Below are 12,098 nucleotides of genomic sequence, written 5' to 3'. Positions count from 1 at the left end.
CGGCCTCGCCGAAGCGGCGATGGCGGTTGACCCACTTGGAGGCGCACTGGCGCGAGATGCCCATCTCGGCCGCGACGTGGGCGATCGGACGGGTGCGGCAACGTTGGACGAGGCGGTGGCGGCCTTCGACGGACAGCGGGGCGTTACGGTGGAGCACGGACGGGTCTTTCTGTTCGGCGGATGCGTTGGTCGCACTTCCATCCTGCCGCCGAAAGACCCGTCCCCTCGTCTCAGCCCCTGCCGGCTGTCACCAACGTCATGACCCGCAACAACTAGTCCCGGCCGCCGAACTGCCAGCGGTGTACCTCGACTTCGGAGTATTCGCCGGTGAGGACTGTGCGTGCTGCTTGTGCGTCCGGTGCTCGCACGAGGGCAGCGGTGCCCAGCCAGGTGTCGCCGTCGTCGGCGAGGAGTGGGCCGTAGGCGATCAGGTCGTGCGGTGGCGGGGTGAGGTCCGCGGGTTCGCCGTGGCCGAGGCCCAGGACGAGGTACCGGGTTCCTTCGTCGGGGCCGCCGGGGAACTCCCACATGGTCCGGTCGAGGGTGTTGCGCCAGCGGCGAAGCATGACGTCCCGGTAGACGCCTGCTTGGTAGTAGGTCTCGTTGAGGGCGAATGCCTGTGCGGCTGCCGGTGTGGGTAGGTCGAGGATGTGAATGCTGCCGGTGGGAGTTTTGCCGTCTTCGGTAAGAGTCGGGCCTCGGGCGATCATCTCGGTGGCGTAGGTGTCCATGTAGGACCAGTGTTGTTCCATCAGGGTGTCGCGTAGGTCTTCGGAGTCCGAGCGGTCGCGGTGGTAGCAGAAGAATTCCATGGGGGACAGTCTTCCGGATGCCGTCGGTCGCGGGGTGATGTCGGTGGTGCGCGGCGGCCGGTCGCGTTGGTGGTTGCCAGGGGGCGGGGGGAGAAGTTGATCATCGGTCCGCTACCGTTGTCCGGCGCTACAGGGAGGGTGGGTCGGAGTGGTGGACGACGTCGACTACTACGAGTTGCTCGGGGTGCGGCGGGATGCCTCGGCGGCCGAGGTCAAGTCGGCCTTTCGGGCGTTGGCCAAGGTCATGCATCCGGACGCGGGCGGGACCGCGGGGACGTTTCGGCTGCTCAAGGCGGCCTACGAGACGCTTGCCGACAGTGCGCGGCGGGCCGAGTACGACCGGGGTGTCGCGACCGCCGCGCCCGCGCCCGGACCGGCGGCTCGGGCGCCACGGCCGCGGCGGCGGATGTATCGGGACGAGCCCGTGTTCGTGCCGCCCGCGTGTGATGTGCCGCCTGCCTCGTTGCCGTGGTGGCACCTGACCAAGCATCAGCCGCGCATCGGGTATGTCCGGACGCCTGGGCACGCGCCTGCCGTCGGGATGGGTGTTGCCGCGGTGGTGCTCACGGTTCCGTTACTGGTGCCGGACTCGCTTCCGCCCGTTCTCCTGGTGACCTGGCTGGCCTTGATCGTCGCCGCATTGGCCGTCGCGGTGCGTTTGGCAAGGCGGTATATGTCGGCGGCGCGGGCGCAGCGGGCGGCGCAAGCGGAGTTCGGCGAGCGGACGGTATTCGGGGTCGCCGACACCGAGCCGGTGGGGGAGCGACTGACCGCGGGCCTTCTCGTCGACTATCTAGGCCGCCTTCCCGGCGCCCGTGTTTTCCACGGATTGTCCCGCCCCGGCTCGGTATTCGCCGACATCGACCACGCTGTCCTGTGTGGACGTAGGCTCGTCCTGGTCGAATCCAAACTCTGGCTCCCCGGCCACTACGAAATCGACGACGACGGTTCCCTCTGGCGCAACGGCCACCCGTTCCGTGGCGGCACCACCGACCTGTCCGCCGCCGTCGCCGCCTTCGCCGACCACCTCCCCGACGTCGACGTCCGCGGCGTCCTCCTGCTGTACCCGGCCCGCGCGGGCGAACTCACCACCGACCCCACCCCCGGCCTCGGCGTCTCCGCGATGGTCCCCGCCGACTTCGTCGACACCATCGGCACCTGGCTCGCCGCCGACTGCGCCACCGTCGACCACCACATCCTCCGCGCGGTCCGCGCCCGCGTCGTCCGCGAACCCGCCGCCTAGCCCTTTCGCACGGGACGGGTGATGAGCCGGATATCCGGCCCGACCCGCGAAACGTCGATGAGGTCCAGGCGGAGGATGTCGGACATGGTGTGGATCCCGGCATTCTCCAATCCACTCTTGCCGGAACCGAGAAGCGCGGGCGCGACGTAGTTCACCACCCGATCGACCAAACCGGCGGCGATGAAACTCCCCGCCAGGGTCGGCCCGCCTTCCAGGAACACCCCATTGATGCCACGCGCGAACAGCCCCCGCAGAACGGCATGCAGGTCAAGTCCTCGATCGGCTCTCCCGACACGCAACACATCGACGGTGCCATCGAGGTGCGCGGCGTCGGCGTCCTCCGCCACCACGATCAACGTAGGCGCGGCCCCATTGCAGACTTTCGCGTCGGCAGGAGTCTTCGCGTTGCTGTCGATGACGACCCGCCACGGTTGGCGGCCGGGGTCGGTGACCATTGACAGATCGAGCCGGGGATCGTCATTGCCACGAACGGCGAGATTGGGATTGTCCGCCTGCTGCGTTCCCGATCCGACCACGGTCGCCTGACATCCGGCGCGGAGAAGATGGACCTCGGCGCGGCTCTCCGCACTCGTGATCCACTGACTGCTCCCATCCTCGGCCGCGATCCGCCCATCCAACGTCGCGGCGAACTTGTAGACCACGAACGGCCGCCCCCACCCGCGATTGACCGCCGCCCACTCGCCCCGCCCGACCAACTCCCCAACACTCAACGCCACTGGGTGCCCTTTCCCTGCGCCACGGACTCCAGAAACTCGGCAACCGCCGCGTGCGATCGCCACGGTTCGAGATGGATGGCACTCGCGGCGAGCTCGCTCATCGTCCGCCGAGACCGAGTGCCACGCGCGATGCCGAGCGCGGCCACCCCACTCTCCACCGCCGCGTCCGGCAGACCGGCCAAGGCCGCCACCGAGGTGCGCCGGGCGAGATGGAGCCCCTTCTCCCGGTGGTACTCCTGAGGCCATTCGCCCAGGACGCGGTCGTATTCGTCGAGCGCACGACGGTGCAGGCCGAGCGTGCTCAACACAGCCGCGCGCTGTGCGGTGACATAGGCGGGCACGCAATAGCATGCGAGCGAGTACGGGTCCGCCTCCACTGGTTTCCGCTCACTCAAAGCGAAAGCGGTGTCGACATGCTGGAGCGCCGTGATTTCGTCACCGTCCAACGCGGACGCGTGAGCGGCTTGTTGATGGAGCGCGGCCCGCACGGATGTGCTCCGGACGGAGTGCTCGTGCTGGATGGCCGAGAACGCCAACGCGCTCGCTTGGGCGCGGTCGTCCGTGAGGTGGGCTTGCTGGCTCATCCGCATCACCACGAACGCCACGACATCCGCGTTCCCCGACGCGTGCGCCCACTCCAGTGCTCGCCGTGACCACGACTTGCCCTCGTCGAACCCGCCGAGATCGTCAGCCAACCAGCCGCACAGCTCCGCGAACAGCGCGCCGATCTCGAACAGCCGCCCCCGCGTGACACGATCGGCCCGACCGTACAGGCGCGACACGTTGTCGACCTGCTCGGTGGCGGAACGCACCAGGTTGCCGGGGCCGAGCAGGCTGTCCGCCGCGACGAGGGAGTCCCTCAGGTCGACGAAGGTATCGACGACACGGGGGTCGATCGCGCTGCCCTGTTCCCCGATCGCCAGGAGCACACCCACGCTGATACCGGATTGCAGCACACTGCGCCGGTCGACCTCGCACCCTTCCTCGGGCGATTCTCCGCGCAATAGGTCGCGGAGCCGGGCCGGGGTCGTGTCGAGCAGCTTTGCCAGCCTCGGCCAGAGATAGGGCTGCGGTCGCGACTTACCGGACTCCCAACGGTGAACCGTGCTGCGCTCGACGTGTAGCGCCTCGGCCAACCCCTCCTGCGTAAACCCGGCCATCCGCCGCGCGTCGGCCAACCCTGGTCGTCGTCCCGCCATGTTCTTAGTGTCTCATCTGTCGTCAGCGCTGCAAGAAGGACGTTTGTGCTGGTCAAGGCAACCAATGCGGCATTCTTGCCACAGGTCTGCGTTGAACTCGCATACCCGGCAACACCATCCACGCCCGAGAAGTCGGGCCAACCCCGCCCAGCGGAAGTCGGCGCTGCGAGGCGAGGGCAGGTATAGGGGAGGCGTGTGCGGGTGATCAGGAGTAGCGGGAGAGGAGGATTGAGTCCAAAGAAGACAGATAGTCGCGGCCGTATGGGCCGTTTTCCAGGTTTGAGAGCAAGTGTTTCGGCAGGTCCTGGGCCACCTGCCGCGACCGGGAAGCCGCGCCGAGCGCAATGGTGGCGACAGTGTCCACGTCCCCGGTGTAAGCGATCGAGGCCCGGAGGATGGCAGCCAGTCCGTTCTCCGCCTGTGTCACCAGCGAAGTCAACGCCGCCCGCACACTCATCCACCCCTTGGCGCCCACCGGTTCCCGCCACGGCAGGCCCCAATCACCTTCCAGCAGGCCCGAGATCCAGCGGGCAGTATCCGCAACGGGACCCAACTCATAGTGGCAGTAGTGCACGGCCAATGCGGCAGCCTGCGCCGCAAGCACACCATCACGCGTGTCGTGGGTGATCCGGGCCTGTATCTCCGCATGGTCGAGCACGTCGGCAACGCTCGGCAGGAGACCGACAGGGCAGACACGCATTGCCGCGCCGCTCTTGTCGCTATCAGGACGGAGGCGGGCGAGAAGGTCGGCTCCACTGTCGACTGTGGACAGCAAAGCGTGGAAGCGGCTGGCGTACCCGGGCCGGGGGTCGCGGTGGAAGACCTCGACGAACTTGTCGGACAGGGTGGTTCGGGTCCAGGGGGCGTCCGTGGCCAGTAGTTCCGCGAGGGCCAGGGTCATCTGGGTGTCGTCGGTGTAGTGGCCGGGGGGTAGGTCGTGTCGGGGGTGTCGGGTGTAGCCGCCGAGAGTGTTGTGGGTGGCCACGAAAGCGGGGTCGGCGTATTCGAAGCCTGCGCCGTATGCGTCGCCGATTGCCAGTTCCAGGAGCATGGGGTGTCTCAGAGGAGTGTGTAGTTGAGTTCGTCGCACACCCGGGCCAGCGGCAGGTCCAGGCCGGGATAGTCCAGGGGTAACAGGACGTCCGGCGTGTGTGGCAGGGCGCCGCTGGCCGGTGGGTCCCACAGGCATACCGCGGGTTCGCCGCTGTCCATCGAGGAGCGGTACCAGACACCGTCCAGGTCGGGGTACGCGGTTCGGATGGTGCGGGCCCAGGCCTGGGTGGTGGATTTGGCGCCGTTGTTGATTTCCTGGGACGCGCCTGCGCGGGTGGGCCAGAGGCCGCAGAGGTCCAGTAGGCGGAGGGTGCGGCGGGGGCGGAAGACGACCAGGTGGGGTTTTCTGGTGATGCGGTCGACCATCGACGTCTGCTGGAAGACCTCGGCCACGCAGGTGCGCACGCTCAGGCCGAAGTAGAGGACGCCGTGGCCCGGCGCGGTGGCCGGGCCCGCCTCCGGGCCCAGCGGCTGCGGGTCGAAGCGGGCGTGCGGGAGTGGGCCCGTGTAGCGGAACGAGTTCCACCGCTGGCGGTGTGCGCCCGCGGCCGCGAAGATGCGGACCAGGTGGGTGCCGCTGTGCAGGGCGACGATGTCCTCGTCGACGCGCAGCAGCGGTTTCAGTTCTGCGGGTTCGGGCGGCTGGGGGAGCCGGGACATCTCAGGCGGGTGTGCCCAGCGCCGAGGCCAGGGCGGCCACACGGGTGGGGGAGCCGCCCGCGAGCAGCCACTGGCGGGGGGTGGCGGGCTGGTCGTCGATGCGCAGGTCCGGCTGCGGGGTGGTCATGAACGCGGCCACCACCAGTGGGGGCTGGTCGTCCGGCACCGCGGCCAGCACGATCTCCAGGCCGGGCAGCACACCGGACGGCGCGAACTGCCAGGCGGGCAGCCGCCAGCCGCCGCGGTCCTTCCAGCCTGCCAGCCGACCCGCGGCGAGGCGGTGCCGGATGCGGCTGGAGTCCACCCCGACGGCCTCCGCGGCGGCGGCCACGGTGAGCGCGGAGTCGCGCAGCACGGCCTGGGCGGCCACGGCGCGCGCCCGCGAGTCGACCTCGTCCGGGCGGCGCGGGGTCAGGTCCAGGCCCACGTCGGTGAGCGCCTCGCGCTGGTCGGGGGAGAAGTAGTCGGCCGGGTCCGGGTTGGCCGGGGACAACCGGCGTGCCGCTTCCTCGACGAGCTCCAGGAACTCGACCGGGTTGACCCGCAGGCCCGCTTTGGCGAGCACGTGTTCGAGCGCCACTGTCATGCGCCCAGAGTATCTCGGATGTGCGGGTTCGTGCGCCTTTGTGGGAAAACTCACCTAGATCGACACGCACCGCACACACTCAAACACCGACAGTGGTTCCACTGTAGTGCAACGTCCGGGCGGCGCCGGTACGTCCATCCGGGTATGAGCGGTGAGAGACGCGGATTCCCGCACGCCCGGGTGGCGACTGCGGTGCTGGTGGCCGGGGCCTGCGCGATCGGGGGCGCTTACTGGGCAGGTACCCAGGAACCGGTCCGGTCGGACAACCGACTCGGCGCCGCCCCCGCGACGCCGGGGGGCGGCGTGCGACTGGTCGCCTACCAAACGTGCGATGAAGTGCTGGGTGACCTCCGTCGGGCGGCCCTCGAACGGGTGGGGCCGTTCGGCCTGGACGGGATGACGACGATGATCAGGGACGCGGTCCCGACCGCCGGATCGCTGCCCGCCGAGGCCGGGCGGGCGGCGGACGACCAGGCGCCCGCCCACTCGACCACCAACAACCACGAGGCCGCGGCGGACGAACCCGACCTGGTCAAGAACGACGGCAAGCGGATCGTCACCGCGACCGACGGCGTCCTGCGCGTCCTCGACGTCGCCACCCGCCGCTACACCGCCACCCTCGCCCTGCCCGGCGGCCGCCCGACCGCGCTGCTGCTCGACGGCGACCACGTCCTGGTCACCGCCGCGGGCACCGACCCCACCGGCTACGAGTCCCGGCCCTTCCAGCCGCGCACCGTCATCCACCAGGTCGACCTGAACGGCGGCGCGCGGATCACCGGCACCCTGGAGGTGGACGGCGACTACCTCGACGGCCGCCAGGTCGGTTCGGTCGTGCGACTGGTCGTCCGCTCCTGGCCCCGGATGGACTTCGTCTATCCGGACATGAAGCTGGACGTCGAGGGCGCGACCAAGCTGAACCGCACGCGGGTGGAGCAGGCGCCGATCGAGGATTGGTTACCGCGCTACCACCTCAAGCAGCAGGACGGTCAGCAGAAGTCGGGCACGCTGGTCGACTGCGCCGGGATCAGCCGTCCCACCGACCACACCGGCTCCTCGTTGCTGACCGTGCTCACCGTCGACCTGCGCGCGGCACTCGGCCAAGGCGACGCGATCTCCATCGCCGCGGACGGCGACACCGTGTACGGCACGGGCACCAGCCTCTACGTCGCGGACGACAAGTCGAGCCGCTACCTCACGCCGATGCCGGTAATCCCGCCGACCGAAGAGCCCGGGATGTCGCAACCGGGTTCGGCGCCCACCAAACCGCCCGCCCCGCCGGTCATCAAGTCGCCACCGATCACCGACTCGTCCCCGATATCGGTCACCCAGGTCCCTGTGCCGACGGCCACCAAACGCGTGCCCCTCAGCACACCCGTCCCGCCGCCGCCCCCCGTGCCGCCGGGAGACGACGGGACGGCGACCCCGTCGGACGCGGAGCGGCCGAACCTCGTGCCGTTGCCGGACGCGCCGAGCTTCGCGCCCACGCTCGTACCGGAGTCGCCGATCACCTCGACCGCGCCCATCCCCACCCCCGCGCCACAGCCGTTCGTCCAGCGGACGGACATCCATCAGTTCGACATCGGCGGTCCAGGCAAGCCGACCTACCTCGCGTCCGGATCGGTCGACGGCACGCTGGTCAACCAGTACGCCCTGTCCGAACGCAACGGAAACCTCCGGGTCGCCACCACGATCGACAACCCGACGGCGGGCCGATCGGACAGCTCCGTGCACGTCCTCACCCGCCGGGGCTCGACGCTCGCGCAGATCGGCCGGGTGGACGGACTCGGTCCCGGTGAACGGATCCAGTCCGTCCGCTACGTCGACGACACCGCCTACGTCGTCACCTTCCGCCGGACCGACCCGCTCTACACCGTCGATCTCGCCGACCCGGCGCACCCGCGCGTCGTGGGCGCGTTGAAGATCACCGGCTTCTCCGCCTACCTGCACCCGGTCGCGCCCGGACGTCTGCTCGGTGTCGGCCAGGAGGCCACGAAGTCGGGCCGGACCACCGGGACGCAGGTGTCGTTGTTCGACATCACCAAGCCGGAGGCGCAGCGGCTCGCCCAGATCCAGGTGCCGGGCGCGAGTTCCGCGGTCGAGTACGACGCACACGCATTCCTGTACTGGCCGGAGCGCGCGCTGGTCGTCGTCCCGTACAACGACTTCGACGGCAGCGGCGCGATGCTCCTGCACGTGACCCCGGACAACCTCACCACGATCGGCCGCGTGCAACCGCCCATGCAGACGGCGGTGCAACGCACGCTCGTCGCCGGGGACGCGTTGTGGTGTGTGACCGAGCGCGGGGTGGTGGTGTCGGGTCTGGATGGTGCTCAGCCGAACTGGCTGCCATTCGCCTGAACGGCGCGGAAACGGGACCACAGCGGTGGGACCGGACAGGTGCCGGTGGGCATCGGCGGGGGCGTGCCGTGCAGGGCGGCACGCACCGCCGCGTCGTCGCTGACGTACTCCGGGCGCAGGTGGTCGGTGTCGTAGTAGCGGTGGAAGACCGGGGTCGCCGAGCCCGACATCGGCGGCACGATCCAGCTCCAGTCCGCCGGGCACCGCCTGCCCGCCCGCTCCTCGCGGTCGAGGTGCCGCAGGAACCGCGCGGACTCGGTGTGGTGGTCGGTGATCGTGACCCCGGCCGCCTCGTACGAGTGCAGCACGGCCACGTTCAGCTCCAGCAGCGCCCGGTCCCGCCACAGCGTGGTCTCCCGGCCGGTGTCCAGGCCGAGCAGGCGCGCCACCACCGGCAGCAGGTCGTACCGGTCGGTGTCGGCGAGGTTGCGGGCGCCGATCTCCGTGCCCAGATACCAGCCGTTGAACGGGGCGGCCGGATAGTCGACGCCGCCGACGCGCAGCCGCATCGAGCTGATCGCGGGGACCGCGTGCCAGCGCAGGCCAAGCTCGGCGAACCACGGGTGCTCGGGGTGGCGCAGCGGCACCTCCAGCACCGCGTCGGCGGGCACCGGGAACAACCGCGCCGGTTCGTCGACCGTGGAGACGACCAGGGGTAACACGTCGAAGGCCGACCGGCGGGCGGGCGGTCGCCAGCCCAGTTCGGTGACGGCGGCGGTGAAGTCGGTGTACCGGGGGTCGCCCAGCGGGCGGCCGCCCGGCCCGTCCGGGTAGCCCGCGTACCGGATGAGCTGCTCGTTCCAGATCCGCGGGGCGGGCCTGCCGGGCGCGTCCGGGGCGAACACCGTGATCATGGGCAGCACCTTGCCGCCGTTGGTGGCCAGGCGCAGGTGCCGCACGCACTGCGCGGCGACGCCCTCCGCCGTGTGCACCGCGCGCATGTCCCGCACCCGCAGACCGCGCCAGTACAGCCTGCCAACGCAGCGCGCGTTGTTGCGCCAGGCGACGCGCGCGCCGAACGCCAGCTCGGCGGTGGTGTGCTGGTAGGTGCCGGTGAGCTCGATCTCCGCGCGCACCCAGGCGATCCGCGGCGCCGCCGGGCCCGCTTCCGGGTTCTCCGCGTGGAACAACGCCAGGAACTCCGCCGCCTCCTCCGGGTCGGCGTACCCGGGCGCGGCGGCGGGTGGTTGGGTGGGAGCGCTGCCGGTGGCGGCGCGGGGCGGGTGGGGGTCAAGATGCGGGGGGAGTGTCCATATCTCGCCGGTCACCCGCGAGAACCTACCCCGGGGAGTGCGGTACGACCACGCACTCTCACTCGATCGGGGCATGCACGAATGCGGTAAGGGAACGGGATGGTGAATCGCGCGCGGACCGGTGGGGCCGGGGCCCGGCAATGGTGTTCATCCACTCGCGTCGGGTGCGGATCGCGTCCGGTAACGGGTACCGACCGCGATTCGGGGTGGCCCGGTCAGCTGTCGGGCCGGGGGTGGCGCGAGTCACGCGGGCGTTTATGCGTGAACGGACAGTGCGTTTTCTCGGTGCGTTCTTCGATCGAACGCCACCCGATTAGGTGAGGGATGTGACGGTAAGTGGAAGGCGTCGTGAACTACTCATCGGTTCGACCGCCCGGTCAGAGCTTGAACACCACACCGGTCGCCGCCTCCAGCTGACAGCGGTTGCCGTACGTGTGGCGGAACTGGACGAACCGGTAGCCCCAGATGCCGTGCGCGGTGGCGGTGACCGGCGCGTACTCCATAGTGCACAGCTGCCCGGGATTGCCCGGGAGTCTGGAGAAGTCGCCGTTCACCTGCGACAGCGCGGCGCAGGTGCCGCCCGCGTCCGGGTGCGTGCCGCCGTCCGGGGCGCATTCCAGCAGCGCTGCGTCCAGGTTCCCCTGGCGGTCGGAGACGCTGAGCACGAACAGCGCGTGCACCGGCGCGATCCCGGGCGGCGGTTCGGCCGCCGCGGTGGCCGAGGGCAGCAGCGCCGCGAGGACCGCGCAGGCGGCCGCGGCGGCGAGGGACTTCGTGGACATGGCGCATCACTCCTTCTCGGCGGTGTGCTTTCCCGCCGAATCGGTGTAGTACGAAAACGGGGCCGGGCCGTCGGTGGACGGGCGGCGAATCCGAGCGTAGGTCTTCCGGAATTGTCTCGCGGTCCGGGGCCTCTGGCGCGCGCCCCGGCACCGATGCTATTCATGTCGCCGCACTCGTCGGCAAGATCGACAAGGCGTACTTCCTTAAGTTGGCATCGGGTGAAAGGTCCTCCTGTGGGCGGAATTACACGTGCGGCGAAGGCGTCGCGGGACCGTTTGTCCGACCGGGTCGCGATCGGGATGCTGATCAGGGCCTTCCCCCCGGAGGAGGTCGACGCCGCCATCGACGCCGCGGGCGCGCGCGAACAGCGCTCCCGCGCCCTGCCCGCGCGCACGATGGTCTACTTCACCCTCGCCTTATGGTTGTTCGGCGGCGCGGGCTACGACGCGGTGCTGGCCCGGCTCACCGCGGGCATGCGCTGGGCCGGGGTGGCCACCGGCACCCGGTCCGCGCCGAGCACCGGATCGATCACTAAGGCGCGCAAGCGGCTGGGGCCGGAGGTGATGCGCAGGCTGTTCCAGCGCCGCGCCGCCGCCGACCGGGCGGAGACCGCGCGCTGGCGCGGACTGCGCGTCTGCACGCTCGACGGCGGCGTGGTCGACATCCCGGACACCGCCGCCAACCTGGCCGCGTTCACCCGCTCCCAAGTGCGGGTTTCGGTGCTGGCGGGGCACGACACCGGCTCCCTGCTCGACGTCGCGGTGGACGCCGCGCGGGTCAGACCCGGCGAGGACCCCGGCCCGGCCGATCTGGCCGACCTCGGCGCGCAGGTGCTCGACACGCTCAGTCCCGGCACCCTCGTGGTGTCGCACCGCGCGGGCGGCCAGCGGCTCTGGCAGGCCGCCGCCGCCCGCGGTGCCGATCTGCTCTGGCGGGTGCGCGCGCCGGTCGCGCTGCCCCGGTTGCACGCGCTGCCCGACGGCACCTTCCTGTCCCGGCTGCTGCCCGAGGGCAACCCGGTGGCCGAGTCGCTCGCGGTGCGCGTGCTGCACGCCGCCGACGCCGTCCTGGTGACCACCCTGCTCGACCCCGACCAGGCGCCTGCCGCCGAGCTGGCGGCGCTGCACCGCACCCGGTGGCGGTTCGAGTCGTTGTTCGAGTCTCTCGAAGCCGGACCGGTTGCCCTCCGTTCGCAGGACCCGCATGGCGTCGCACAGGAGCTGTGGGCGATGCTCTGTGTGTACCAAGCGGTGCATCCGTGGCGCCGTAAGGAAGCACCCGGTCGCGCACTGCCCGGCCTTGGCGCGCCGGGCGGGGTGCAACACCGCCGGGCGCTGCGCGGCTGATCTTCCCGTCCGGGGTGGACATTCACCCGAATCGGGCGGCCCGCCCGGGAAATCGTGACGCTCGGCGC

12 protein-coding genes are annotated in these 12,098 nt (G+C 70.5%); 3 read left to right on the top strand and 9 right to left on the bottom strand.

What is annotated here, in order from left to right; translation table 11 throughout:
* Both C503_RS45205 and C503_RS0132940 read right to left on the bottom strand, forming a co-directional pair.
* Nucleotides 1–157: helix-turn-helix domain-containing protein (locus tag C503_RS45205; protein ID WP_245572645.1), on the bottom strand; the 157-nt coding region annotated here is incomplete at its 3' end.
* 115 nt (nucleotides 158–272) lie between these two features.
* Nucleotides 273–812 (bottom strand): YciI family protein, encoded by a 540-nt coding sequence (locus C503_RS0132940; protein WP_018686493.1) that lies wholly within the window; start codon nucleotides 810–812, stop codon nucleotides 273–275.
* 148 nt (nucleotides 813–960) lie between these two features.
* On the opposite strand from C503_RS0132940, the gene C503_RS0132935 reads away from it, so the two are divergent.
* Complete coding sequence (locus tag C503_RS0132935) at nucleotides 961–2,055, top strand: DnaJ domain-containing protein (protein ID WP_018686492.1); 1,095 nt, start codon at nucleotides 961–963, stop codon at nucleotides 2,053–2,055.
* On the opposite strand, the gene C503_RS0132930 is transcribed toward C503_RS0132935, so the two are convergent.
* The 5 genes from C503_RS0132930 to C503_RS0132910 all read right to left on the bottom strand — a co-directional run bounded on the left by C503_RS0132930 (nucleotide 2,052) and on the right by C503_RS0132910 (nucleotide 6,290).
* Nucleotides 2,052–2,717, bottom strand: a complete 666-nt coding sequence (locus C503_RS0132930) for a RibD family protein (RefSeq protein WP_211222501.1) — start codon at nucleotides 2,715–2,717, stop codon at nucleotides 2,052–2,054. The genes C503_RS0132935 and C503_RS0132930 overlap by 4 nt on opposite strands.
* A 65-nt stretch (nucleotides 2,718–2,782) precedes the next feature.
* The gene (locus C503_RS47470) at nucleotides 2,783–3,970 is read right to left on the bottom strand and encodes a helix-turn-helix transcriptional regulator (protein ID WP_018686490.1); all 1,188 of its coding nucleotides are present in this window, start codon (nucleotides 3,968–3,970) and stop codon (nucleotides 2,783–2,785) included.
* Nucleotides 3,971–4,196: 226 nt separating this feature from the next.
* Nucleotides 4,197–5,042, bottom strand: coding sequence for an ADP-ribosylglycohydrolase family protein (locus C503_RS0132920; RefSeq protein ID WP_018686489.1), 846 nt, complete (start codon nucleotides 5,040–5,042; stop codon nucleotides 4,197–4,199).
* Between the two features lie 8 nt (nucleotides 5,043–5,050).
* The gene (locus C503_RS0132915; protein ID WP_018686488.1) at nucleotides 5,051–5,704 is read right to left on the bottom strand and encodes an RES family NAD+ phosphorylase; all 654 of its coding nucleotides are present in this window, start codon (nucleotides 5,702–5,704) and stop codon (nucleotides 5,051–5,053) included.
* Nucleotide 5,705: 1 nt separating this feature from the next.
* Complete coding sequence (locus C503_RS0132910) at nucleotides 5,706–6,290, bottom strand: hypothetical protein (protein WP_018686487.1); 585 nt, start codon at nucleotides 6,288–6,290, stop codon at nucleotides 5,706–5,708.
* A gap of 144 nt (nucleotides 6,291–6,434) precedes the next feature.
* Between C503_RS0132910 and C503_RS43815 the strand changes: the two genes are divergently transcribed.
* Complete coding sequence (locus tag C503_RS43815) at nucleotides 6,435–8,648, top strand: beta-propeller domain-containing protein (protein ID WP_169514647.1); 2,214 nt, start codon at nucleotides 6,435–6,437, stop codon at nucleotides 8,646–8,648.
* Here the strand turns inward: C503_RS43815 and C503_RS0132900 are convergent.
* Both C503_RS0132900 and C503_RS0132895 read right to left on the bottom strand, forming a co-directional pair.
* Nucleotides 8,621–9,916, bottom strand: a complete 1,296-nt coding sequence (locus C503_RS0132900; protein WP_018686485.1) for a nitric oxide synthase oxygenase — start codon at nucleotides 9,914–9,916, stop codon at nucleotides 8,621–8,623. The genes C503_RS43815 and C503_RS0132900 overlap by 28 nt on opposite strands.
* A 362-nt stretch (nucleotides 9,917–10,278) precedes the next feature.
* Entirely contained in the window at nucleotides 10,279–10,683 is a 405-nt protein-coding gene (locus tag C503_RS0132895) for an SSI family serine proteinase inhibitor (protein WP_018686484.1), read from the bottom strand.
* Between the two features lie 234 nt (nucleotides 10,684–10,917).
* Here C503_RS0132895 and C503_RS0132890 point away from each other — a divergent pair, with 234 nt between their 5' ends.
* Nucleotides 10,918–12,030, top strand: a complete 1,113-nt coding sequence (locus C503_RS0132890) for a transposase domain-containing protein (protein WP_169514646.1) — start codon at nucleotides 10,918–10,920, stop codon at nucleotides 12,028–12,030.
* Nucleotides 12,031–12,098: the final 68 nt, after the last annotated feature.

Origin of the sequence: Actinokineospora enzanensis DSM 44649 (assembly GCF_000374445.1) — a bacterium.
GTDB classification, from domain to species: domain Bacteria; phylum Actinomycetota; class Actinomycetes; order Mycobacteriales; family Pseudonocardiaceae; genus Actinokineospora; species Actinokineospora enzanensis.
Note: the sequence above shows the minus strand (reverse complement) of the source record. Positions and strands in the feature narration are given on the sequence as shown.

Bases quoted from the DNA above. Each gene is read 5' to 3' on its own strand.
- C503_RS0132940 (WP_018686493.1), bottom strand. From the start codon at position 812: ATGGAATTCTTCTGCTACCACCGCGACCGCTCGGACTCCGAAGACCTA.
- C503_RS0132920 (WP_018686489.1), bottom strand. From the start codon at position 5,042: ATGCTCCTGGAACTGGCAATCGGCGACGCATACGGCGCAGGCTTCGAA.
- C503_RS0132915 (WP_018686488.1), bottom strand. From the start codon at position 5,704: ATGTCCCGGCTCCCCCAGCCGCCCGAACCCGCAGAACTGAAACCGCTG.
- C503_RS0132910 (WP_018686487.1), bottom strand. From the start codon at position 6,290: ATGACAGTGGCGCTCGAACACGTGCTCGCCAAAGCGGGCCTGCGGGTC.
- C503_RS43815 (WP_169514647.1), top strand. From the start codon at position 6,435: ATGAGCGGTGAGAGACGCGGATTCCCGCACGCCCGGGTGGCGACTGCG.
- C503_RS0132895 (WP_018686484.1), bottom strand. From the start codon at position 10,683: ATGTCCACGAAGTCCCTCGCCGCCGCGGCCGCCTGCGCGGTCCTCGCG.